Origin of the sequence: Bradyrhizobium sp. AUGA SZCCT0283, assembly GCF_018130385.1 — a bacterium.
Taxonomy (GTDB): Bacteria; Pseudomonadota; Alphaproteobacteria; order Rhizobiales; family Xanthobacteraceae; genus Bradyrhizobium.
Genome location: NZ_JAFCLU010000001.1, coordinates 641,744 through 665,006, shown reverse-complemented (window position 1 = coordinate 665,006; position 23,263 = coordinate 641,744). Strand labels below are relative to the sequence as shown.

General features: G+C 63.7%; 19 protein-coding genes. 10 read left to right on the top strand and 9 right to left on the bottom strand.

Annotated features, from left to right (window positions below):
* Positions 1–3: 3 nt before the first annotated feature.
* From sdhA to JQ624_RS03130, 8 genes are all read left to right on the top strand, one after another.
* On the top strand, positions 4–1,860 hold the full coding sequence (gene sdhA / locus JQ624_RS03160) for a succinate dehydrogenase flavoprotein subunit (protein WP_212417350.1): 1,857 nt from the start codon (positions 4–6) through the stop codon (positions 1,858–1,860).
* A gap of 105 nt (positions 1,861–1,965) precedes the next feature.
* A complete protein-coding gene (locus JQ624_RS03155) occupies positions 1,966–2,748 on the top strand; it encodes a succinate dehydrogenase iron-sulfur subunit (protein ID WP_212417349.1) in 783 nt (260 codons plus the stop codon).
* Positions 2,749–3,219: 471 nt separating this feature from the next.
* A complete protein-coding gene (locus tag JQ624_RS03150) occupies positions 3,220–5,358 on the top strand; it encodes a hybrid sensor histidine kinase/response regulator (protein ID WP_212417348.1) in 2,139 nt (712 codons plus the stop codon).
* A gap of 83 nt (positions 5,359–5,441) precedes the next feature.
* A complete protein-coding gene (locus JQ624_RS03145; RefSeq protein WP_212417347.1) occupies positions 5,442–7,436 on the top strand; it encodes an ABC transporter ATP-binding protein/permease in 1,995 nt (664 codons plus the stop codon).
* Positions 7,437–7,689: 253 nt separating this feature from the next.
* Positions 7,690–8,517, top strand: coding sequence for an FkbM family methyltransferase (locus JQ624_RS03140; RefSeq protein ID WP_212417460.1), 828 nt, complete (start codon positions 7,690–7,692; stop codon positions 8,515–8,517).
* A gap of 33 nt (positions 8,518–8,550) precedes the next feature.
* Entirely contained in the window at positions 8,551–8,937 is a 387-nt protein-coding gene (locus tag JQ624_RS03135; RefSeq protein ID WP_212417346.1) for a VOC family protein, read from the top strand.
* Between the two features lie 180 nt (positions 8,938–9,117).
* Positions 9,118–9,348, top strand: a complete 231-nt coding sequence (locus tag JQ624_RS38355; protein WP_249129257.1) for a hypothetical protein — start codon at positions 9,118–9,120, stop codon at positions 9,346–9,348.
* Between the two features lie 187 nt (positions 9,349–9,535).
* The gene (locus JQ624_RS03130) at positions 9,536–11,500 is read left to right on the top strand and encodes an OmpA family protein (RefSeq protein WP_212417345.1); all 1,965 of its coding nucleotides are present in this window, start codon (positions 9,536–9,538) and stop codon (positions 11,498–11,500) included.
* Between the two features lie 53 nt (positions 11,501–11,553).
* Here JQ624_RS03130 and JQ624_RS03125 read toward each other — a convergent pair whose 3' ends face one another.
* A complete protein-coding gene (locus JQ624_RS03125; protein ID WP_212417344.1) occupies positions 11,554–12,510 on the bottom strand; it encodes a homocysteine S-methyltransferase family protein in 957 nt (318 codons plus the stop codon).
* Positions 12,511–12,737: 227 nt separating this feature from the next.
* On the opposite strand from JQ624_RS03125, the gene JQ624_RS03120 reads away from it, so the two are divergent.
* Positions 12,738–13,358 carry a TetR/AcrR family transcriptional regulator gene (locus JQ624_RS03120; protein ID WP_212417459.1) on the top strand — a complete coding sequence of 207 codons (621 nt, stop codon included), beginning with the start codon at positions 12,738–12,740 and terminating at the stop codon, positions 13,356–13,358.
* Positions 13,359–13,381: 23 nt separating this feature from the next.
* On the opposite strand, the gene JQ624_RS03115 is transcribed toward JQ624_RS03120, so the two are convergent.
* The 8 genes from JQ624_RS03115 to JQ624_RS03080 form a co-directional block, all read right to left on the bottom strand.
* Complete coding sequence (locus JQ624_RS03115) at positions 13,382–15,142, bottom strand: alkaline phosphatase (protein WP_212417343.1); 1,761 nt, start codon at positions 15,140–15,142, stop codon at positions 13,382–13,384.
* A 182-nt stretch (positions 15,143–15,324) separates the two neighbouring features.
* Complete coding sequence (gene argG, locus JQ624_RS03110) at positions 15,325–16,662, bottom strand: argininosuccinate synthase (RefSeq protein ID WP_212417342.1); 1,338 nt, start codon at positions 16,660–16,662, stop codon at positions 15,325–15,327.
* A 128-nt stretch (positions 16,663–16,790) separates the two neighbouring features.
* Positions 16,791–17,561, bottom strand: a complete 771-nt coding sequence (locus JQ624_RS03105; protein WP_212417341.1) for a phosphatase PAP2 family protein — start codon at positions 17,559–17,561, stop codon at positions 16,791–16,793.
* Positions 17,562–17,652: 91 nt separating this feature from the next.
* Positions 17,653–18,144 carry a hypothetical protein gene (locus JQ624_RS03100; protein WP_212417340.1) on the bottom strand — a complete coding sequence of 164 codons (492 nt, stop codon included), beginning with the start codon at positions 18,142–18,144 and terminating at the stop codon, positions 17,653–17,655.
* A gap of 30 nt (positions 18,145–18,174) precedes the next feature.
* The gene (locus JQ624_RS03095) at positions 18,175–19,116 is read right to left on the bottom strand and encodes a DUF2971 domain-containing protein (RefSeq protein WP_212417339.1); all 942 of its coding nucleotides are present in this window, start codon (positions 19,114–19,116) and stop codon (positions 18,175–18,177) included.
* A 2-nt stretch (positions 19,117–19,118) separates the two neighbouring features.
* Complete coding sequence (gene rlmN / locus JQ624_RS03090; RefSeq protein WP_212417338.1) at positions 19,119–20,318, bottom strand: 23S rRNA (adenine(2503)-C(2))-methyltransferase RlmN; 1,200 nt, start codon at positions 20,316–20,318, stop codon at positions 19,119–19,121.
* A gap of 168 nt (positions 20,319–20,486) precedes the next feature.
* Positions 20,487–21,143 carry an invasion associated locus B family protein gene (locus tag JQ624_RS03085; RefSeq protein ID WP_212417337.1) on the bottom strand — a complete coding sequence of 219 codons (657 nt, stop codon included), beginning with the start codon at positions 21,141–21,143 and terminating at the stop codon, positions 20,487–20,489.
* 169 nt (positions 21,144–21,312) lie between these two features.
* A complete protein-coding gene (locus JQ624_RS03080; RefSeq protein WP_212417336.1) occupies positions 21,313–22,152 on the bottom strand; it encodes an SDR family oxidoreductase in 840 nt (279 codons plus the stop codon).
* Positions 22,153–22,270: 118 nt separating this feature from the next.
* Here JQ624_RS03080 and JQ624_RS03075 point away from each other — a divergent pair, with 118 nt between their 5' ends.
* Complete coding sequence (locus JQ624_RS03075; protein ID WP_212417335.1) at positions 22,271–23,245, top strand: NADPH:quinone oxidoreductase family protein; 975 nt, start codon at positions 22,271–22,273, stop codon at positions 23,243–23,245.
* Positions 23,246–23,263 lie beyond the last annotated feature (18 nt).

The following is a 23,263-nucleotide window of genomic DNA, read 5'->3' as shown; positions in this document are numbered from 1 at the left end:
CCCATGGCTTCTCAAGGTTCGGCCGCTGAAGGTAACGGCAAGGCCACCAACGGCAGTAGCCCGGCCACCAACGGAAAAGCCTATCCGATCGAGGACCACACCTACGACGTCGTGGTGGTCGGCGCTGGCGGCGCTGGCTTGCGCGCCGTGGTCGGCTGCTCCGAAGCGGGCCTGCGCACCGCCTGCATCACCAAAGTATTCCCGACCCGCTCGCATACGGTCGCGGCGCAAGGCGGCATTTCGGCTTCGCTCGGCAACATGCATCCGGACGACTGGCGCTGGCACATGTACGACACCGTCAAGGGGTCGGACTGGCTCGGCGACCAGGACGCGATCGAATACATGGTGCGCAACGCGCCGGAAGCCGTCTACGAGCTAGAACATTGGGGCGTGCCGTTCTCGCGCACCGAAGACGGCAAGATCTACCAGCGCCCGTTCGGCGGCATGACCATGGACTACGGCAAGGGCCAGGCGCAGCGCACCTGCGCCGCCGCCGACCGCACCGGTCACGCCATGCTGCACACGATGTACGGCCAGGCCTTGCGCCACTCCGCCGAATTCTACATCGAGTTCTTCGCCATCGATTTGATCATGGACGACCAGGGCGTCTGCCGCGGCGTGATCGCGCTCAAGCTCGACGACGGCACGCTGCATCGTTTCCGCGCCCAGACCACGATCCTCGCCACCGGCGGCTACGGCCGCGCCTACGCTTCCTGTACCTCGGCGCACACCTGCACCGGCGACGGCGGCGGCATGGTGTTGCGCGCCGGCCTGCCGCTGCAGGACATGGAGTTCGTCCAGTTCCATCCGACCGGCATCTACGGCGCTGGCTGCCTTGTCACCGAAGGTGCGCGCGGCGAAGGCGGCTATCTCGTCAATTCCGAGGGCGAACGCTTCATGGAGCGCTATGCACCGTCGGCCAAGGATCTCGCCTCCCGCGATGTCGTCTCGCGCTCGATGACCATCGAAATCCGCGAGGGCCGCGGCGTCGGCAAGAAGAAGGATCACATCTTCCTTCATCTCGACCATCTCGATCCCAAGGTGCTGAACGAGCGGCTGCCGGGCATTTCCGAATCGGCAAAAATCTTCGCCAATGTCGACGTTACCCGCGAGCCGATCCCGATCGTGCCGACCGCGCACTACAACATGGGCGGCATCCCGACCAATTATCACGGCGAAGTGCTGACCAAGAAGAATGGCGACGACAATTCCGTGGTGCCCGGCCTGATGGCGCTCGGCGAGGCGGCCTGCGTCTCCGTGCATGGCGCCAACCGGCTCGGCTCCAATTCGTTGATCGACCTCGTGGTGTTCGGCCGTGCGGCTGCGCTGCGGCTGGCGGAAAAGCTGACGCCGAACGGCAAGCAGCCGGAACTGCCGAAGGATTCCGCCGATAAGGCGCTGGGACGGCTGGATCATTACCGCTACGCCACCGGCGGCACGCCGACCGCGAAGCTGCGCGACAGCATGCAGCATGTGATGCAGAACAATTGCGCGGTGTTCCGCACCGGAGAGGTGCTGCAGGAAGGCCATAACCTGATCCACAAGGTGCATGGTGGTATCAGTGACGTCGCCACCTCCGACCGCTCGCTGATCTGGAATTCCGACCTGATCGAGACGCTGGAATTCGACAATCTGATCGTGCAGGCGGTCGTGACCATGGATTCGGCGGCGAACCGCACCGAAAGCCGCGGCGCCCATGCGCGCGAGGATTTCCCCGATCGCGACGACAAGAACTGGATGAAGCACACGCTGGCGTGGATCGGCCAGAAGGGCGACACCACGATCGATTACCGCCCGGTGCACGATTACACAATGACGAACGACGTTCAGTACATCCCGCCGAAGGCGCGCGTGTATTGATCGCACTGGCCATGCGCGGACTTGATCCGCGCATCCATCCTCGGGAAAGGATGGATTGCCGGGTCAAACCCGGCAAGGACGAGAAGAACGGCAGAGGCAGGACATATGGTTGAATTCGCGCTCCCGAAAAATTCGAAGATCACCGGCGGCAAGAGCTGGCCGAAGCCGGCGGGCGCGACCGAGACGCGCGAGTTCAGGGTCTATCGCTGGAATCCGGACGACGGCAAGAATCCGAGCGTCGACACCTACCACGTCGACATCCACGACTGCGGGCCGATGGTGCTGGACGGCCTGATCTGGATCAAGAACCACATCGATCCGACGCTGACCTTCCGCCGCTCCTGCCGCGAAGGCGTCTGCGGCTCCTGCGCGATGAACATCGATGGTCAGAACACGCTGGCCTGCACCAAGTCGATGCACGACGTGAAGGACGGCGCGGTGAAGGTCAACCCGTTGCCGCACCAGCCGGTCGTCAAGGATCTGGTGCCCGACCTCACCAATTTCTACGCGCAATACGCGTCGATCGAGCCATGGCTGCAAACGACTACGCCGACGCCGCAGAAGGAATGGAAGCAGAGCCACGAGGACCGCGAGAAGCTCGACGGCCTCTACGAGTGCATTCTCTGCGCCTGCTGCTCGACCTCCTGCCCGAGCTATTGGTGGAACAGCGATCGCTTCCTCGGCCCCGCCGCGCTCTTGCAGGCGACCCGCTGGGTCAAGGATTCCCGCGATGAAGCCACCGGCGAGCGGCTCGACAATCTCGAAGACCCGTTCCGGCTCTACCGCTGCCACACCATCATGAACTGCGCCAAGGCCTGCCCGAAGGGCCTCAACCCCTCCGAAGCCATCGCCGAACTCAAGCTGAAGATGGTCGAGCGGCAGATCTAGCTAGGCGTGGTGCCGTAGCCCGGACTGATATCGCTGCACTGATCGGGCAACGGCGCTGAAGCTAAGGCTTCCCGGAGAAGTTACGTCGCAGCTTGTCGGCAAACCAGAACGCAAAAATACCGACGAACGAGAGAACGAATAATTCCCCGGTCAACAGAAAAGCCTGTTCTGCCGCTGACATGGATTCCCCCGCCTGCTTTGTTCGTTCACCGGTTGATGCCGGCGCACGACTGCCGGGTGGCAGGAAAATTACCTGCAACCGCCAACCCAACATTGCGATGGATCAATTCGGGAACCGTCGCCGTCGATCCCAAGGCTCAACGAGCGCATCGATGCCCTCCCCCGGGCATTTGCAATTTGAAGCAAATCAGAGCGTGCCAAGATGGCCGCGGCAAGCCATCGCGGCTCCATCGACGGGACTTTGTTCCCAGTCGAAGATTGCGTTAAGCTCGGCGTGGAGCCGGAGCGAACGTGCAGACCGCGCAACGTAATTCGCTGAGACTGCTGCAATGGATGATGGTCGCTTCGCTGGCCCTTCCGTTGGCCCTGTTTGCATTTGCATCCGCCGTCTCCTCGGTCTCGACCCGCGAAACGGCCGACCGTGAGATCGAACGCGCGCTGGATGTCGCGCATGAACATGCGCTGAAAGTCTTCGAGACCATCGACCGCAGCCTGTCGGAGATCGCCGAGATCATCCGCGACGTTCCCGATGCCGACATCGTTGCCCGCGAGCAATTGCTGCATCTGCGGCTGAAACAACTGGTCGCGTCCCTGCCGCAGGTGAAATCCGCCTGGATCTTCGACGCCAGGGGCCACGCGCTCGTCAACAGCCTCGTCGTCCCGGCGCCGGAGATCGATTTTTCCGACCGGGACTATTTCAAGTCCCACGCGGCCAGCGATATCGGAACCTATATCGGTGAAGCGCTGAAGCCGCGGCCGCCCTATCAGGGCGCTGAGTTCTTCGGCGTCAGCCGACGGCGCCCGAGCGAGGACGGCAGCTTCGCCGGAGTGCTGCAGGCGTCCGTATTTCCGGAATATTTCGAGAATTACTACGCCCGGATCGGCCGCGAGCCCGGCAGCTATTTCGCGCTCGGCCGGACGGACGGCACCGTGCTGGCGCGTTTCCCCCCCATCGGCCGCGACATCCGTCTCGACCGCAATGGGCCGATCGGGAAAATAATCGCCGCCAATCCGACGACCGGCCTCATCACCGTGACATCGCCGACCGACGGCATCGAACGCCGCCTCGGGTACCGGCGGCTCGCGGAATACCCGCTCTATGTCGGCGCCGGCCTCGAGACCTCGGCGATCCGGGCGCGCTGGCTGTCGACCATGGGCCAGCATTTGATCTTCGGCGCGCCGGCCACCGCGCTGCTGTTCGCCCTGCTCGGGCTGGCCTTGCGCCGGACGCGTCATCTTTATTTCGAAGCCGAGAAGCGGCAGGCGGCGGAGGAGGCGCTGAAGCACGGCCAGCGGCTGGAGGCGCTGGGCCAACTCACCGGTGGCGTCGCGCATGACTTCAACAACCTGCTCACGGTGATCCGCGCTTCCGTGGACCTCTTGCGGCGGCCCGACCTGCCGGAGCCGCGGCGGCTGCGCTATATCGAGGCGATTTCGGATACGGTGACCCGCGCCGCCAAGCTGACCGGGCAGTTGCTGGCCTTCGCGCGGCGGCAGACGTTGAAGCCGGAGGTATTCGAGGTCGGGCGAAGCGTGCAGACGCTGAGCGAAATGATCGGCACCCTGATCGGTTCGCGCATCGAGATCGTCATCCTCGGCCCGGAAGAGCCGTGCTTCGTTAACGCCGACGCCGGCCAGTTCGAAACTGCCATCATCAACATGGCCGTGAACGCGCGGGACGCCATGGAGGGCCGCGGACGGCTGACGATTGCAGTGGGGATGGCGGCCAGTCTGCCCAACGCCGCGCCGTTGTCGCAAAATCCATATGGCTATGTTGCCGTATCCGTCGCCGACACCGGCAGCGGCATTCCGCCGGACCAGTTCGAACGCATCTTCGAACCCTTCTTCACGACCAAGCAGGCCGGCCATGGCACCGGGCTCGGCCTGTCGCAGGTATTCGGCTTCGCCAGGCAATCCGGCGGCGAAGTGGCGGTCGCCAGCGAAGTCGGCAAGGGCAGCATTTTCACGCTGTATCTGCCGCGCACTGCCGGCAGCGGGAAATCGCGACAGCTGCCGGCGGATGCCCCGGCGATCGACGGCAGCGGGATGTCGGTGCTGGTGGTCGAAGACAATGCCGAGGTCGGACGATTCACCACCGACGCGCTGGCCGAACTCGGCTACGCCACCAAGCTCGTCGGCAACGCCGCGCATGCGCTCGAAGAACTGGCTGATGGCGCTGACCGCTTCGACGCCGTGTTCACGGACGTCGTGATGCCCGGGATGACCGGCATCGAACTGGCCCAGGAAATCCGCCGCCGCCATGCCGATCTGCCGGTCGTGCTGACCAGCGGCTACAGCCACATACTGTCGGAACACGGCAGCTACGGCTTCGAGCTGCTGCAAAAGCCCTACTCGATCGAGCAGCTCTCCCGGCTGCTGCACCGGGTTGGCCGCTTGCGCAAGGTGAGGCGCGCCAACGAAGTGATGTGACCCCGCCACTTCCCCATCACTGCGAGGATGCGAGCCGACAGAACCACAAGGAACCATTTGATTTTTCCCTGCGTTATCGGGCCATGGCCAAGACAGATGCAAAGCTCAAACCGCCCGCTAAAAAATCCGACGCGAAGAAATCCTCTGAGTCCGAAAAGAAATCAGAATTCGCTGAAGTCACCGCAGAAGGCGGCGATCACGTCGAACCGCCACCGCCGGACGTCGTCGAACCGGATCCGGAATTATCACCTGAGGAGGCCGAGCAGGCCCGCAAGGATTATCTGCTCACGCGGTTTTGGATCAGCGCGCGCGGCTATTGGGGCAGAAGCGGCGACCGGCTGGCGTGGCTGTTCACGATCGGGCTATTGCTCCTGATCGTCGCCAATGTTGGCTTTCAATACGGCATCAATGTCTGGAATCGCGCGATCTTCGACGCCATCGAGAAGCGCGATTCCGCCACCGTGTATTACCTTGCCGCGGTGTTTTTTCCGCTGGCGATCAGCAGCGTGCTGCTCGGCGTGGCGCAGGTGTTCACCCGCATGGGCATCCAGCGCCGCTGGCGCGCCTGGCTGACGCATGCGGTGATATCGCGCTGGCTGGCCAGCGGCCGTTACTATCAGCTCAACCTCGTCGGCGGCGATCACCAGAACCCGGAGTATCGCATTGCCGAGGATTTGAGGATCGCGACCGACTCGCCGGTGGATTTCGTCGCGGGCGTCACATCGGCGTTCCTGTCGGCCGCGACCTTCATCGTCGTGCTCTGGACCATCGGCGGCGCGCTGACGGTGACGCTCGCGGGGTCGACGATCACCATCCCCGGCTTCCTCGTGATCGCCGCGATCGTTTACGCCGCGATCGCCTCGGGCTCGATCATGACGATCGGACGGAGCTTCGTGCAGGTGTCCGAGGACAAGAACCAGGCCGAGGCCGAGTATCGCTATGCGCTGACGCGCGTGCGCGAGAACGGCGAGAGCATCGCACTGCTCGGCGGCGAGAAAGAAGAGCGCGACGGCATCGACAAGACCTTTACAAAAGTTCTGCGGCAATGGGCGCGGCTCGCCGGCCAGCACATGCGCACCACGCTGGTATCGCAGGGATCGAGCCTGATCGCGCCTGTGGTTCCACTGCTGCTGTGCGCACCCAAATTTCTCGACGGCAGCATGACGCTCGGACAGGTGATGCAGGCGGCCTCCGCCTTCACCATCGTGCAGACCGCGTTCGGCTGGCTGGTCGACAATTATCCGCGGCTCGCCGACTGGAACGCCTGTGCGCGACGCATCGCTTCGCTGATGATGTCGCTCGATGGCCTCGAGCGCGCCGAGCAGGGTGACGGCATCGGCCGCATCAAGCGCGGCGAGACCGAGGGCGACGCCATGCTGAGCCTCAACGATCTCTCGGTCACCCTCGATGACGGCACCGCCGTCGTCGGAGAAACCGAAGTCGTCATCGAACCCGGCGAGCGGTTGCTGGTGGCCGGCGAATCCGGCACCGGCAAGAGCACGCTGGTCCGTGCGCTGGCAGGGTTGTGGCCATGGGGCGGCGGCAGCGTCAACTTCCACCCCGACCGCCGGCTCTTCATGCTGCCGCAAAAACCCTACATTCCGTCCGGCACGCTGCGGCGCGCGATCGCCTATCCCGGCGCGGCCGACGACTGGCTGGCCGAGCAGATCTGCGAAGCCCTGCACAAGGTCGGCCTCGACCACCTCAAGGAGAAGATCGAGGAGGAGGGACCGTGGGACCAGACGCTGTCCGGCGGCGAAAAGCAGCGGCTGGCATTTGCGCGCCTCCTGCTGCACAACCCCGACATCGTGGTGCTCGATGAGGCGACATCGGCGCTCGACGAAAAGAGCCAGGACAGGATGATGGAGATCGTCATCCGGGAGCTCCCGAAGGCCACCATCGTCAGCGTCGCCCACCGCGTCGAACTGGAGGCGTTTCACAGCCGCAAGATCGTGCTGGAGCGGCGCAAGGGCGGCGCCAAACTGGTCAGCGACGTCGCGCTGATCCCGCGGAAGGACAGGCGACGCCTGCTCGGACGATTCCTGCGCCATCGCAAGGCCACGAAAAAGGCGGCGTAGTTTCTTCCCGTTCTCCCCTCAGTGGCGTGCACGATCTCTCCATCCGTCATTGCGAGCACAGCGAAGCAATCCATCTCTCCACTTGCCGCGCTGTGGATTGCTTCGCTGCGCTCGCAATGACATGGATAGGCCGCGGCGTACTGAACACACCCCATTCGTGGCACGACGGGCCGGTCAAACCCGCACAACAATCGAGCCTGTTTCACGGCCGCAAAACCGGCTATGGATGCGCCGCTTCACCGAGGACTTTGGTTTGACGCCCGACAACGATCCTTCGCCCGCGCCGTTCGGCGCATTCGCCCCGAATGCCGCACAGGCCGTGATCATTTCACTGGCCCACCGCACGCGGCTGAAGCGGGGCGCGTTCCGGCCGATGCTGTCGCGGCTGGTGAATCTGCTGCGCGCAGGTCCCGTCGACGTGCCATACCAGGGCGCCGCGTTCCGCTTCTACCATCAGGCCAGCGCCACCGAGCGCGGCGCGCTGTTCAATCCCGCCTATAACATCGAGGAGCTGGATTTCTTGCGCGCGCATGTTCCCGCGGGCGGGGTCTTCGTCGATGTCGGCGCCAATGTCGGCACCTACGCACTGGCGCTGGCGCGGCATGTCGGCACCGGCGGCAAGGTGATCGCAATCGAGCCGCATCCGGTCACCCATGCGCGGCTGGCCTTCAACAACTCAGCCTCCGGCACCACCCAGGTGCGGCTGGTCGCGGCCGCCGCCGGCCCTGCCGATGGCGAATTGCTGATCGAAACCGACGGCGACAATCTCGGCGCCAGCCACGTCGTGTCGGGCGAGGCCTCAGGCAAGGCGATCAAGGTGCCGTCGCTGCGGCTGCAGCGCATCCTCGAAGAGGCCGGTGTCTCGCATGTCGACGCGCTCAAGATCGACGTCGAGGGTTTTGAGGATCGCGTGCTGACCGGCTTCTTCGCCGACGCACCGCAGGCATTGTGGCCCCGTGCGATCGTGATCGAGCATCTGTCGAAGGACGAGTGGCTGGACGACTGCATCGCCGACATGCGCGCGCGGGGCTATATCGAGACGGGCAGGACCCGCAGCAACACGCTGCTGGCGCGAGGCTGAATTTTCCTATTCCTCAAACCGCAGGAGAGCTTGATGATCGACCACATCGGATTTCCGGTTTCCGATTATAAGCGCTCCAAGGCCTTCTATCTGAAGGCCCTGGCGCCGCTCGACTACACCCTCGTGATGGAAGTCACGCAGGAGCAGACAGGCCACGATCCCGCCGCAGGTTTCGGCGCCAATGGAAAGCCCGATTTCTGGATCGGCGGCGAAGGCGGATTGGCCAAGCCGCTGCATGTCGCGATCGTGGCGAAGGACCGCGCCACGGTAGACGCTTTCTACCAGGCAGCCATGGCCGCCGGCGGGCGCGACAACGGCGCACCGGGAATTCGCGCGCACTACCACCCGAACTATTACGGCGCCTTCGTGCTCGATCCCGACGGCCACAATATCGAAGCCGTCTGCCACGCGCCGGCCTAGAGCCCCGTTCCGATTCCATCGGGAGGGGGCTCTAGATTTTTGATTTGACGCGTTTCCTTGCCGCGAACCGGTCCCCACATCGCTGGGAAACGCTCTGGTCGGTTCCATCGGCGAGGCGCGCGGGAACTTCGCGCCCGCCTCGCCGTTGTTGTTCCTGGAGTTGAAACTTCAGGAGACGTGATGCCGATTGAACCGCCGGGGATACCGCCGGCGACACCGGGACAACCGACTGAGCCGCCGCAGGAGAGCCCTCCGGGTAATCCTCGCCCGGAAGTGCCACCACCATTCCGTGAGCCGGATCAGCCACCACAACCGCAGGAGTTACCGGGCGAGATGCCGGAGGAGTTACCGATACGCGGGCCTAACGGGCCCCGCACCCCCAATCCCGCCACCGATCCGGGTGCCGGATGATTATCTCGCCTGAACGCGCAATGAATAATGATGCATGCAACCCATTGCGCCGATGAAATAAAAAGCATCCGACCATTTGTCGGCCGCCACAATCCGGCCTAATGATTAGCCGTTCAATCGACCAACTGACATGCCAGTGCAGGCCATTCCGTTGCTGTCAGGCCTACTTCCGGGGACCAAGGACATCATGACAAACCTTCGCATCCTGCTGCTCGCCACGACTGCCTTGACGGCGACGCAGTTCGCGACCTCCGCATCGCACGCACAGACCGCACCGATTGTCGTGGCGCAAGCCAGGGATGAGGGCGGCCCCCCAGGCGCCAAGAAGGAGGCGCCGAAGGGTGCCCCGCCGGCTGCCGCGCCAAAGGCGCCCGCGCCTCCGCCGCCCCCGGCCGCCGCACCTCCGCGTCCGGCAGCCCCTCCGCCGCCACCGGCAGCTGCGCCGCCACCACGTCCGGCTCCGCCGCCGCCCCCGCCTGCTGCGGCCCCGCCACCGCGTCCGACTCCACCGCCCCCGCCTCCCGCGGCCGCACCACCGCGCCCGACGCCACCTCCGCCGCCCCCGGCAGCCGCGCCGAAGGCCCCGACTCCGCCTCCGCCACCCCCGGCGGCCGCACCTTCGCGCCCGACGCCGCCTCCGCCCCCTCCGCCGGCGGCAGCGCCCGCGGCACCGAAGCAACCGGCTGCACCTACCCCGCCACCGCCACCGCCGCCGCCTTCATCTCAGAAGGCGACGCCATCGCCCGTACCGCCGCCGCCACCGCCGTCTGGCGCCAAGCAGCTGCCGGCTCCTGCCACCACGCCGGCTCCGACAGCGCCGCCGGCGGCCGCCCCTCCACCTGGCGGAAGCACGACGACGGCGCCACCGCCGCGTCCCGGCGCACCGACGACGCCTCCGAGCGCGGGCGCCCCGACGACCACGCCGACCACACCGCCTGGGCGACCCGGCGCGCCGCCGCCTGCCGCGCCGAGCGCTGGCACCCCCGCCGCTCCGGGCGCAACGCCGCCGGCGGCTGCTCCCGCGGCTCCTGGAGCCACGGCGCCAACCGCCGTGCCGGGCACGCCGAACGCCGCGCCACCGGCCGGCCGGGCACAGAACGCCCCGCCGACGGTCGCGCCGGCCTTCCGCCAGGCGCCTCAGGTCACCGCGCCGCTGCCGGCAGCCCCACTGCCTGACGCCGGGCTCAAAGCCATTGCCCCGGGTGCGCCACCGTCCGGACCGCAACGCCTTGACGACTTCCGCGGCCAGCGCCGCGAGAGCCAGCAGGGCGGCCGCACCATCATCACCGAGCCCGGCCGGATCATCATTCGCGATCCCGGCGGACAGCAATATGTCCGTCACAACGAAGTGGACCGTTTCCGCTACGGCGCGCGTGACATCCAGACCCAGACCGTCGGTGGCGAGACCCGCACCGTCGTGATCCGGCCAGACGGCACGCAGGTGATCACCGTGGTTGGCCGCGACGGCCAGTTGCTGCGCCGTATCCGCCGCGACCAGCGCGGCCGCGAGATCATCATCATCGACAACAGCTACCGCGATCCGCGCGGGGGCGGCGGATTCTATGTTGCCCTGGCGCCGCCAGTGGTCCGCATTCCTTATAACCGTTACATCGTCGATTCCGAGGAGGCGTCGCCGGAGGTGCTCTACGAGACCATGATGGCGCCGCCGGTGGAACGGATCGAACGGCGCTATTCGCTGGACGAAATCCGCTACAGCCCCACGGTGCGGCAGCGGATGCCGAGCATCGACGTCAACACCATCAACTTCGAAACCGGATCGTGGGAAATCCCGCCCGACCAGGCGGCGAAGCTGCAGGCGATCGCCGACGGCCTCAACCGGGCGATTCAGGAGAATCCGCGCGCGGTGTTCCTGATCGAGGGCCACACCGACGCGGTCGGAAACGATGTCGACAATCTGTCGCTGTCGGACCGCCGCGCGGAATCCGCGGCCACCCTGCTGACGCAGCAGTTCAACGTGCCGGCGGAAAACCTGACCTCGCAAGGCTACGGCGAGCAGTATCTGAAGGAGCCGATCGACGGGCCGAGCGCGATCAACCGGCGCGTCACCATTCGCAACATCACGCCGCTGCTCAATGGCGGGCAGGCCTCGCTGCCGCCGCCCCCGCCCGGCACCGCGCCGCCGCGCCGATAAGACAGGTCATCGCAATTGAAAATGGCCGGGAGCAATCCCGGCCTTTTTTTGCGTCAGGCGCTAAGCGCCCGCGGCGGCACGCAGGCATCGCAAATGGCTGCTGCATGCCGGTGATCGGTGCCGCAGCAGCCGCCGAGAATACGCATCTTCGGAAACGCGCCCCTGAGGCGGAGGTAACGCCGTCCCAAATCGGACGGATCTCCTGCATCAAGTGTTTCCGACTCGTCGAGTTCAGCGTGGCTCTTCGTCGACGCATTGGCCCTGACGCCGTGGATGCGCGTCGTCCAGGCCTCGCCCGCCTTCAATGCACCCTCGAAATGTGTGGGGTGGGCGCAGTTGATCAGGAAGTATTCGGGCGCGCCGTCGGTCTCGCGATCCACGGTCTCGATCGCCTCGCGCAACGTCTCTCCATTCACCAGACGGCCGTTGGTTTCCACGGTGAACGAGATCGCCGCCGGAATCCGCTGCGCCCACGCCGCCCGCGCGATGCCGATCGCTTCATTGATACTGGTGAGCGTATAGGCCGTAATCATGTCGGCGCCGCCCTCCACGAAGGCTGCGATCTGCGCCCTGTGATAGGCCTCCGCTTCCGCAGCCTCCATGTTGCCTGCCTTGTAGCCATCGCCGCGCGGGCCGATCGCGCCGCTGATGACGCAGGGCGCGCCGGGCTTTTCCCAGCCGGCGCGCAATTCCTCCAGGAATGCGATCGAACGGACATTGATCGCCTTGAGCGCGGCCGCATCGTAATCAAGCTTCGCACCCCAATCCGGATTGGCGCGCCACGTCGGGCTGTCGAGTACGAACCCGACCCCATGCTCGCGCGCGACCGCAAGATAGTTGGCATAATACCGCTTCAATTGCTGCCGGCCTTCGGCGCTGTCGAGCAGCACGAAGGCGGCGAAATGCGGCAGTTCGATTCCTTCGTGAAAAATCAGCGTCGTTTCCATGCCGCCATCGGTCAGGAAAATGCCACCGCGCCGCTGCGGAAGATCATCTCTGTATTTGGACATTTCAATATCTCCGGATCTGGTCGCCGGCGGTTACGTCTCTCCCGCCCCGGCTCGGGTCTTTCGATGTTGGTGCCTCATAGTGTCGCGGCTTCCTAGGCGGCCCGTGGTTTGGATGAACCAGAAGCCGCAAAGTGATACGAAATCAGACGGTTGTGGATTGGGCGGCAGTGCTGCCGTGCTGCCGGCCGTGGAGAAACCGTACCGTGAGTGCAGTTTTGGAGAAGCGGATGGGAAAGGGCGAGGCGACGCGCGAGCGAATTTTGGAGATCGCGGAATCCGCCGTGCTTGCGAAGGGATTTGGCGCGACCTCGATCGACGAAGTGATTGCCGAGGCCGGGCTCACCAAAAGCGGCTTCTTCTACCACTTCAAGGACAAGAATGCGCTCGCCCACGAAATGCTCCGCCGATACGTCGCCACCAACGATCAGCTCTTCGACGAAATCTTCGCGCGCGGCCACCAGCTATCCGACGACCCACTGCAGGCTTTCCTCATCTCGCTGAAGCTGCTTGCTGAGACGATGTCCGACCTGCCGAACGGCCATCCCGGCTGCCTGATCGCCAGCATCTGCTATCAGGAGCGGCTGTTCGATCGCGAAGTGCGCGAACTCACCGCACAATCGGTGCGGGACTGGAACGCGCGCTTCCGCAAAATCCTCGATGGCATCGCGGCCGTGTATCCGCCGAGGGAGCCCGTCGATCTCGACGATGTCGCCGACATGCTGTCCTGCATCGTCGACGGCGCCATCATCATGTCCAAGACGCTGAACGATCCGAGCCGTCTGGAACGGCAGATCCTGATCTTTCGGAGCTGCGTCAAACTGATGTTTGCGCCGTCGCCGCTTCCCTGAACGCGCAAGGAACTGGCGTGGAGCTATGGGCCCACCGCCGCGAGCCCGAGCGCATCGGCCATGACATGGAAGACTTCGGTATTATCCATCGAGCCGTGCACCCGCTCACTGCCGGGCCCGGTTGCGGTCAGGATGACGTCCTCGCCCGAATGCACGCTGGCGCCGATCATCGCCGGCAGATTGCCGAACCGCAGCACGACGCCGGGAACATCCTTGTACTTTTCGTTGGCCTTGAAGGCATCAGGCTGCTCCCCCTTCACGGTTGGCTCATTCGGATTATCGAGCTTGGGGCGAAAGGTTTCGTAGTGGTCCGGCAGGCTGGCAGAGAAGATGGCGAGGCGCTTGCTGACGTCCACGCGTGATGGATAGCCCTCGGCGTCGGGCGCCGGATAGTTGGGAAATCCAGCCTTCTCATACACACCGACGCGCTCGCGCAGCGGCACGTTGGGCGTCGTGCTCATGTCGTCATTGATCGTTCCGACCAGGCTGTTCGGATGATTGTGGTCGGCCAGCACCAGGATCAGGGTGTCGTCGCCCCGCGCGCGCGCCCAGTCGCGCGTCAGGCGAACGGCGTTGTCGAGCATGATCGTGTCGAAGACGGCGCGCTCCATGTCGAGGAGATGCGCGTATTTGTCGATCATCCCGGACTCCACCATCAGGAAGAAGCCGGCCTCGTTCCTCGATAGCACGTTCAGCGCCGCCTGCACCTGTTCGGTCAGGTCGGGTTGATCAGGAAACTTCTTGACCCCGCCGCCCTTGAGGAACTTGCGGTCCAGCGCGCCATCCATGTTGCCGGTGGCAAACAGCCCGAGCAATTTGCGCGTGTCCGAATTCGCCGCCGACGCATCCAGCTCGGACCTTGTCATAGCCACCTGATAGCCGGCGTCGCGAAAGCGGGCGATGTAATCGACGTCGTCCTTGCGTTTGGAACCGGCCGCGGCCTGCGGCAGGAAATTCGCGCGGCCGCCGCCCATCAAGACATCCGGCTTGGCAGCGAAATATTGCGCGACGATCTCGTCATAGGCGGCGCGGCGGCGGGTATGCGCCACCATCGCCGCCGGCGTGGCGTCCTCGATTTCGGTATTGGTGACGATGCCGATCGCCAGGCCAAGCCGCCGCTTCGCCACGCTTGTGATGGTTTCGACCCTGGGATCGTCGACCGGACTTGCGGTGCGGTCGGCGTAGACGCCCATCGCGTTGACGGCGGTCTTGTGGCCAGTGGCGTAGGCGCTCGCGGCATTCGCCGAATCGGTGATGATGGAATCGGAGCCGGCGGTGGCCACCAGCGCCATGTGCGGCATGTCGTCGATGGCAAGCTTGCCGCGGCTCTTGCCTTCAGCAATCCCCTTGGAGAGAAGGCGCGCGGCGACACGGTGGGCGGGCGACAACCCGTCGCCGATGAACAGGATCACGTTCCTCGCCTTGCGCGGACCGGTATCATAGACCGTCCACACCACGCTGCGGCTGCGTGTGCCGTCGCTGACCTCAACCGTGACGCTGCCGGGTTTCGACAATGCGACATTGCGCAGGATCAGCGACGAATGGTCCTTTTCGTCTTCGCGATCGACGAAGGTCCCGTTCTGGCCGAATACGGCCGGAGAGTCCGTCCCGTTGACCGTCACTTTCAGTTTCGCTGGGTCGACGCGATCAGGAAACTCGACCTTGAAATCGAAATTCGCGCCGGCAAGAATTTCGGCGCGGTCGATCGGATAGATCGTTTGAGCCGATATCGGCGATGCCGACAACAGGACGGCAACGGCGGTTGCGGTGATTGGCTTGATCATGATCCATGCCCCACAATCGTTGGTGGTGCCGCGGACGGCGGAATTCAACGCCCCCGTGCGCGCTGCGCGGCTAGCCTAGCCGAGCAGAATGACGTCTCCATTACATCAGGAGTCGGACACCGGCCAGGAACGACCAGAGCCGCAGCCGCTTGCGCTGACCGGGCGCGAGCGCCCCGCGCGGTTCAGCCCTTGTCGCTACCGAGCTTGAAGATGTCGGAGCCTTCCCGGCTCGATAGCAGGCCTGTCTTGCCGTAGAGATCCAGCTTGGCGCGGGTATCGGCGATGTCGAGGTTGCGCATCGTCAGCTGGCCGATGCGGTCCGCCGGCGTGAACGCTGCATCCTCCACCTTCTCCATGCTCAGCCGCTCCGGCTGATAGGTCAGATTGGGGCTCTCGGTATTCAGGATCGAATAGTCGTTGCCACGGCGCAGCTCCAGCGTCACCTCGCCGGTGACGGCGCGCGCCACCCAGCGCTGCGCGGTCTCGCGCAGCATGAGGGCCTGGGAATCGAACCACCTTCCCTGGTAGAGCAATCGGCCAAGACGCATGCCACTGATCCGGTATTGTTCGATGGTGTCTTCGTTGTGGATACCGGTGACCAGGCGTTCATAGGCGATGTGCAGCAGCGCCATGCCGGGCGCTTCGTAAATGCCGCGGCTCTTGGCCTCGATGATCCGGTTCTCGATCTGGTCGCTCATGCCAAGGCCATGCCGGCCTCCGATGGCGTTGGCTTCGAGGAACAACGCGACCGGGTCAGTGAACGTCTGGCCGTTCAGCGCAACCGGCTGGCCCTCCTCAAAACGAATGGCGACCTTTTCGGCCTTGACGGCACAGTCGTCGCGCCAGAACGGCACGCCCATGATCGGATTGACGATCTTGATGCCACTGTCGAGATGCTCGAGATCCTTGGCCTCGTGGGTAGCACCGAGGAGATTGCTGTCGGTCGAATACGCCTTCTCGGCGCTCATCTTGTAGGCGAAGCCATTGGCGGTCATGAACGCCGACATTTCCGCGCGGCCGCCCAGTTCGTCGATGAACAGCTGGTCGAGCCAGGGTTTGTAGATCCGCAACCTCGGATTGGTCAGCAGGCCGTAGCGGTAGAACCGCTCGATATCGTTGCCCTTGTAGGTGGAGCCATCGCCCCAGATGTTGACGCCGTCCTCCTTCATGGCCGCGACCAGCATCGTGCCGGTCACGGCGCGGCCGAGCGGCGTGGTGTTGAAGTAGGCGATGCCGCCGGTAGAGACGTGGAAGGCGCCGGACTGGATGGCGGCGATACCTTCATGGACCAGTTGCGTGCGGCAATCCACCAGCCGGGCCTTTTCGCCGCCGAACTCGAGCGCCTTGCGCGGAATCTCGTCGTAGTCGGCCTCGTCAGGCTGGCCGAGGTTGGCGGTATAGGCAAAGACGCGCGCGCCCTTTTGCTTCATCCAGAGCAGCGCTGCGCTGGTGTCGAGACCGCCCGAGAAAGCGATGCCGACCTTTTCTCCCTTGGGCAGGCTTTTCAGAATCGTACTCATAGAGCTTCCAATCGATCGAAATGGCGAAGGCCGTTTGCGGCTTTAAGGGCGCGAATAACAAATTTCGCGCTGATGGGCACGCGTTTAATGGCGCCTGACGCGATGAAGTCGACGGCAGAATGATCTCGCTACTGTTTCGCGGGATTCCCCGACCCGCGCCAGCGCTGCAGCAGCCGGTATCCGGGCCAGCCCCATCGCGCCAGTGCGGCCTCGATTTGCCCATCCGTGAGCCGGGTCGATGGCCAGCGGTAAATCCAGGCATAAGCCAGCCAGATCACGAAAAAGCTGACAAGGCCCGCGGCGGCGACGTCGGTAAAGAAATGCCCGCCGAACGCCATCCGCAGCACCGAGGTCGTGACGCCGAACACGGTCGCCGCCACGTAGGCCAAGGGCCGCCACGCCGGCGGCGTCAGCGCCGCGGGCGCATAGGTCCAGAACGCGGTGGCGCCTTCGCCGGAGAAGAACGAGCAGTTGCGCCCGCACTCCCCGCGCGGGTCCCACCACGGCACGAACTGCCAGGGGCCATTGAACTCTGTCACCACCACCGGCCGCGGCCGCCCCCAGTAGCTCTTGAAGGTGAGGTTGGTCAGCACGACCGCGGAGAGCAGGATGGTGACCAGCAGGAACACCGCCGCGCGTCCCGGAACCAGCATCGGCCGGTCCGGCCGCACCAGCTTTCCCACGATGGCAATCAGCGCCGGCAGCGCCAGCGCCCAGGCGATCCACATCGCGCCATCGCGCGCGAAGGCGGCAAGCCCGCGCTGCTTCAGCGGAAACGATCCGCTTGTGGCATCGTAGAACAATGCCGCCAGCTTCAGGTCGAGTTCGGGGAAAATCCCGAACAGCAGTCCGATGACGAGCGATATGCCCACCGCGATAACAAGTCCGGTCCGGTTCATGGCGCGGGGTTTAGCCGAGGTGGTTGGGGATGGAAAGGCTCACGCTGATCTCCCTTCTCCCCTTGTGGAGAGGAGAAGAAACAAGAACGCGTCACGCTTGCGGCCGCGAGTGCGAGGGCAATGGCGGCGGTGGCCGCAACGGCGGAGGCGGTTCGCGCCAAGCGCCGGCGGACCGGCCCGCGATCATCCAATAGATCAGGCCGGCGACGATGCCCGCGCCGGTCATGATTTCGAGATGGCGGCGCACGATGCCGTCGAATTTCAGCGTCTCTGGATCGAACGGAATGAGACCGAGATAGCAGGCCGCGCCGACGATTGCGCCACCGACCGCATAGGCGAGCACGCTGCGGATATAGAAGGCCTCGGTGATCAAAACCACAATCAGCGCGGGCAGCAGCGCAAAGCCGGAGAGAAAGATGAAGCCAAAGCCGATCAGGACATTGAACGCGCTCTGATCGATCTGGCCGTCGCCGAGATCGCTGAATTCAGGGTAGAGCACCGCGCCGACCACGATCATCCCTGCCACGAAGCAGGCGGCGAGGAAGGCGAACAGGATGACGAAGATACGGCCGATCAGCGCCATCGATCCATACCCCTCTCGTTGCCTGCTTAATTAACGACGAAATGGAATTTGAGATGTTCTCACCTCGGCCTTGATTCCAGCATTTTCGAGAATCATTTCGACTGCTTCCAACAACATCTCTTGATCGGCGTGCGGCCCAACAATCACCGATCTAATTGGTAGAATTGTATCCTTTGTTTCAAATATTTCGACGTAAGGCACAATAGAGCCATTTCTAATTCTAAATTTGATTGGCTTGTGCTCGCCCTTAAATCCCTTGTCTCCATGCCTCTTCCTGACAGGCGCTAACACCATGCGGTACTCGCGCTCCTCACGAAAACCGGCGTGCTTTAGGAACGGTGCCACCAAGATGTAGTTGCGAATGGCTTCGTCTATGTTCTTTTGCCCCGTTATCTGACTTGTATCTCGGTTGCCAAACAACTTTGCAATCAGCGCCCCCGCAAGGCCCTCAAACTGCTCAGGCTTGAACAAGGATTCAAAATTTTCGTACAAAACATCGGAGGTTTTCGAAACACCGTAAATGAATTGGGCATCCTCGGAATGCAAGAAGGCGTCGATTCCCATCTCGTCGAATTCAATTGCGACTCCACCTCCATTGGAATAGCCGCGCCATTGGCTTAGCAGCCCGTGCTCAAATTGATCCGTGTTTTCGTCATGCCTACAAAATGAGAGCACGAAATATGGGCTGACATTGTCGATCGTTTGAGTGATCGCTCGATAAATAGATTCAGCCTGTATTCGGTGCCCGTTTGCACCATATTCCTCGTAGAATGCAGGCTTTAGCCATCCGCGCTCAATTAGTTTTGGCGTGACACTAGCCACCTCCCTTTCGAGAATGGGCATAATCAAATTGCGGATAACCTTGGCTTCAGTGGAATCATTCAAGCATCTGTAGTGAGTTGCGAATAGCGATTTCGAGGTAACAATGCCTACCAACCCGGCAGCGTCCGTGTAGTGAAAAATAGAAGCCATCCTCAATCCGTCATCGCCATGGCGCGGAGCGCCTGGCGCTCGCGCGCGGACAGCTTTTCGGTCTCCGACTTCAACTGGCCGCAGGCGGCGAGAATGTCGCGGCCGCGCGGGGTGCGGACCGGCGAGGAATAGCCGGCATTGAAGATATATTCGGAGAATTTTTCGATCTGCTCCCAGTCCGAGCACTCATACTTCGTGCCCGGCCATGGGTTGAACGGGATCAGATTGATCTTGGCCGGAATACCCTTCAGCAGCTTTACCAGCAGCTTGGCGTCATCCATGGAATCGTTGACGCCCTTGAGCATCACATATTCGAAGGTGATGCGCCGCGCGTTCGATGAGCCCGGATAGTCGCGGCAGGCCTGCAACAGTTGTTGAATCGGATATTTCCGGTTGAGCGGCACCAGCTCGTTGCGCAGTTCGTCGCGCACCGCATGCAGCGAGATCGCCAGCATGACGCCGATCTCGTCGCCGGTGCGGATGATGTTCGGCACCACGCCGGAGGTCGACAGCGTGATGCGGCGGCGGGAAATGCCGATGCCTTCATTGTCGGCGACGATCAAGAGCGCATCGCGCACCGCGTCGAAATTATAGAGCGGCTCGCCCATCCCCATCATGACGACATTGGTGACGAGCCGGCTGCCGGTCGGCGTCTCGCGATCGGCCCAGTCGTTGAGGCGGTCGCGCGCCACCATGATCTGGCCGACGATTTCGCCGGCGGTGAGATTGCGCACCAGCCGTTGTGTGCCGGTGTGGCAGAACGAGCAGTTCAGCGTGCAGCCGACCTGCGAGGAAACACACAGCGTGCCGCGATCGGTTTCGGGAATGTAGACGCACTCGACCTCGTGCGCCTTCTGGAACGCGTCACCGCTCGGCAGGCGGAGCAGCCATTTGCGGGTGCCGTCGTTGGAAACCTGCTCGGCCACCACTTCGGGGCGATCGACGGTAAAATGCTGCTCTAGCTGCGCGCGCATTTCCTTCGAAATGCTGGTCATCTCGTCGAACGCCTTGGCGCCGCGGACATACATCCAGTGCCAGAGCTGCTGCGTGCGCATCTTGCGCTGCGCGGGCGCAACGCCGATCTCGCCCAGCCCGTCGGCGATCTCGGTGCGCGACAGGCCGATCAGCGAAGGTTTTGCCGGCGGCACGTAGGTTTCGAGCGGAACCTTCTCAAGCGGCGCCACGGAAGATGAAAGCGACATTAAAATTCACACGAGGACGGTTGAGTGGATACGTAGGGTGAAGCGAAGCGTGCCCACCACAAACGCTAATGGTGGGCACGGCACCTCCGCGCCTTTGCCCACCCTACGAAGTCAATCAAATAGGCCTTCCAGGCCCTCTAAACAACGCCAATCTAGGCTCAAAACCACCTAGCGCTTGCAATCCTGCGCCAGCCGATCGAGCGCCTGGGACAGCCCCTTCAGTGAAAAGACGTCCGTGGTCTCGGTGCCCTTGGCCGAAATTCCCTTGACGGTGACTTCGGCGGATTTGCGCATGGCGCTGACCATCTGCTCTTCCTCCGCGGCGTTCTTGATCCAGAGCCCGTCGCCCTGGGTATACATCGCATAGGACGAGCCGCCGACTTCGAGCGAGGATTCCGAACCCGGCTTCAGCGCGTATCCGATCATGATCGAAACTTCGTTGACGACTTTTTCGGCCGGACGCGTCGAGACGAAAGCGTAGGCGGGATCGCGCGGACGATTCGGCGGATTGGTTTTGGATGACGATGGCTTCGCCAACGCGAAACAAACCTTCCTGCCGTTCGGTGTCGCCGTGTAGGCGCCCCAGGTACCGTACTGACCGATCAAGGTGGGCTCCGCACCGCCGGCAGCGGCGGTCGCTGTCGGTTCCGGCTTCGCGGGCTTGGCCGCCGTGGGCTTGGCCGCTGGAGAAGGCGCAGGCTTGGCGGCTTCTTTTGCCGATTCCTTGGCGCCCTTCGAAGCAGCGCTCTGTGCTTGTGCGAGGGAAGCCGCCCCACACAACGCCGCAATCGCAACCAGAAATGTCAGTATTCGCAACACGGACAACTGGTTCCCTCATCATTGTGACTGGAAGATGGCCCGAAGGCGCATCGCGCCGCCGGGGGATGGATAGCCGGGAAATGCTTTTTTGGGAAGGCGGTTGCGGTGTTGCTCACCGCCATGGCGACGCTTCGTCCCAAGTCCCTTTGGTGAATCAAAAACGCAGGCTTCGGTTTCAGCCCCTGGGACGGCGCTCGCGCTGCTTTTGCCACTGCGCATCGGTCCATTGCAACAGATCCTCGGCGCCGGAACTGCGCAAATGGGCGCCGCCATCCTGCACTACCATCTCGCCATTGATATAGCCGGCCTGGTCCGAAATCAGAAAGCTCGCCAGGTTCGCAAGTTCGCCATGCTCGCCGGCGCGGCCGAGCGGATTGCGCTGCGCCCAGCTTTCATCGCGGCCCTCGGGACGGAGCTGACCCGAAGCCCCCGGCGTCGGAAACGCGCCGGGCGCGATCGCGACCGTGCGCACACCCTTGGGTCCCCATTCCACCGCAAGGCTTTTGGTCATCGCGAGCACGGCCGATTTCGCCATCGCCGAAGGCACCGTGAAGGCGCGGCCGGTGATCGTCGAGGTCGAGAGGATGCTCAACACCACGCCCCTGTGCTTGCCGTCGATCCAGCGCCTGCCCGCGGCGAGCGTGCAATACATCGCGCCGTGCAGCGTCGGCGCCAGGATCGCGTCCGCCGCCCGCGGCGACAGATGTTCGGTCTGCGCGATGAACGTCGCGGCGGCATTGTTGACCAGCACATCGAGCGGCGCCTCCCGCCATATCGCTTCCATCATGGCATCGACCGCGGCGCCGTCGCGGATGTCGCAGCTGATCACGCCCACCTTGCCGCCGAGCTCGCCGCGCATCCGCGCGGCCGTCGCCTCCAGCAATTCGAGCCGGCGGCCGCAAATGATCAGCTCGGCGCCGAGCTCGACGAAGCGGTGACCCATCGCAGCCCCGAGCCCCGAACCGCCACCGGTGACCAATATCCGCTTTCCCGCCAGCAGGCCCTTTTCAAACATCGTTTGAATCCCCCTCGACCACCATGAAGCCATGCGCCTGAATCGGATTGTAGCCTGCCTTCAATTCCGGCAAGAAGCATCCAGCCTTTTCTTTCCCGGTCCGAAATCAGGTGCGCCCATGAAAGCCATTCTCTGCTCGCAATATTGCCAACCCGACGACCTCGTGCTGGCCGACGTCCCCGATCCGGTGGCCGAACCGGGACAGGCCGTGATTGCGATCAAGGCCGCGGCGCTGAATTTCTTCGACATCCTGATGATCCAGGGCAAGTACCAGATCAAGCCGCCCTTCCCGTTTTCGCCGGCCGCCGAGGTTGCCGGCGTGATCGAAAGCGTCGGCGCAGGGGTCACCGACCTGAAGGTCGGCGACCGCGTGGTGGCGTCCTGCGGCCACAACGGCGCGCGCGAAAAGATCGCGCTGCCCGCGAACTCAATTGTGAAAATTCCCGACAATCTGGATTTCGATCGCGCCGCCGGCATCATCATCATCTACGGCACGGCGCTGCACGCGCTGGAAGACCGCGCCAGTCCGAAGCCCGGCGAGACGCTCGCGGTGCTGGGCGCTGCCGGCGGCACCGGACTTGCGGCCTGCGAACTCGGCAAGCTGATGGGCCTGAAGGTGATCGCCTGCGCATCGTCGGACGAGAAACTCGAATTTGCCAAAGCACATGGCGCCGAGCTCGCGCTGAACTACAGCAAGGAAGACCTGAAAGAGGGCTTGCGCCGGCTCACGGGCGGCAAGGGCGTCGACATCATCTTCGATCCGGTCGGCGGCACTTACGCCGAAGCTGCATTGCGCTCGATCGCCTGGGAAGGTCGCTTCCTGGTGATCGGCTTCGCCGCGGGCGACATTCCGAAGATGCCGCTCAACCTCGCGCTGCTCAAGGGCTGCGATATCCGCGGCGTGTTCTGGGGCGCGTGGACCAGGGTCAATCCCGAGAAGAACCGCGCCAACCTGGAAAAGCTCGTGAAGTGGACCGCGGAAGGCAAGATCTCCTCGCATGTCGACCGCACGTTCCCGCTGGCGCAAACCGCCGAAGCGCTGAAGGTGCTCGCCGGCCGCAAGGCGATGGGCAAGGTGATCCTGCATCCCTGAAAGGAAATGGCGGATTAT

Bases quoted from the DNA above. Each gene is read 5' to 3' on its own strand.
- sdhA (WP_212417350.1), top strand. From the start codon at position 4: ATGGCTTCTCAAGGTTCGGCCGCTGAAGGTAACGGCAAGGCCACCAAC.
- JQ624_RS03155 (WP_212417349.1), top strand. From the start codon at position 1,966: ATGGTTGAATTCGCGCTCCCGAAAAATTCGAAGATCACCGGCGGCAAG.
- JQ624_RS03145 (WP_212417347.1), top strand. From the start codon at position 5,442: ATGGCCAAGACAGATGCAAAGCTCAAACCGCCCGCTAAAAAATCCGAC.
- JQ624_RS03135 (WP_212417346.1), top strand. From the start codon at position 8,551: ATGATCGACCACATCGGATTTCCGGTTTCCGATTATAAGCGCTCCAAG.
- JQ624_RS38355 (WP_249129257.1), top strand. From the start codon at position 9,118: ATGCCGATTGAACCGCCGGGGATACCGCCGGCGACACCGGGACAACCG.
- JQ624_RS03130 (WP_212417345.1), top strand. From the start codon at position 9,536: ATGACAAACCTTCGCATCCTGCTGCTCGCCACGACTGCCTTGACGGCG.
- JQ624_RS03125 (WP_212417344.1), bottom strand. From the start codon at position 12,510: ATGTCCAAATACAGAGATGATCTTCCGCAGCGGCGCGGTGGCATTTTC.
- JQ624_RS03120 (WP_212417459.1), top strand. From the start codon at position 12,738: ATGGGAAAGGGCGAGGCGACGCGCGAGCGAATTTTGGAGATCGCGGAA.
- JQ624_RS03115 (WP_212417343.1), bottom strand. From the start codon at position 15,142: ATGATCAAGCCAATCACCGCAACCGCCGTTGCCGTCCTGTTGTCGGCA.
- argG (WP_212417342.1), bottom strand. From the start codon at position 16,662: ATGAGTACGATTCTGAAAAGCCTGCCCAAGGGAGAAAAGGTCGGCATC.
- JQ624_RS03105 (WP_212417341.1), bottom strand. From the start codon at position 17,561: ATGAACCGGACCGGACTTGTTATCGCGGTGGGCATATCGCTCGTCATC.
- JQ624_RS03100 (WP_212417340.1), bottom strand. From the start codon at position 18,144: ATGGCGCTGATCGGCCGTATCTTCGTCATCCTGTTCGCCTTCCTCGCC.
- JQ624_RS03095 (WP_212417339.1), bottom strand. From the start codon at position 19,116: ATGGCTTCTATTTTTCACTACACGGACGCTGCCGGGTTGGTAGGCATT.
- rlmN (WP_212417338.1), bottom strand. From the start codon at position 20,318: ATGTCGCTTTCATCTTCCGTGGCGCCGCTTGAGAAGGTTCCGCTCGAA.
- JQ624_RS03080 (WP_212417336.1), bottom strand. From the start codon at position 22,152: ATGTTTGAAAAGGGCCTGCTGGCGGGAAAGCGGATATTGGTCACCGGT.
- JQ624_RS03075 (WP_212417335.1), top strand. From the start codon at position 22,271: ATGAAAGCCATTCTCTGCTCGCAATATTGCCAACCCGACGACCTCGTG.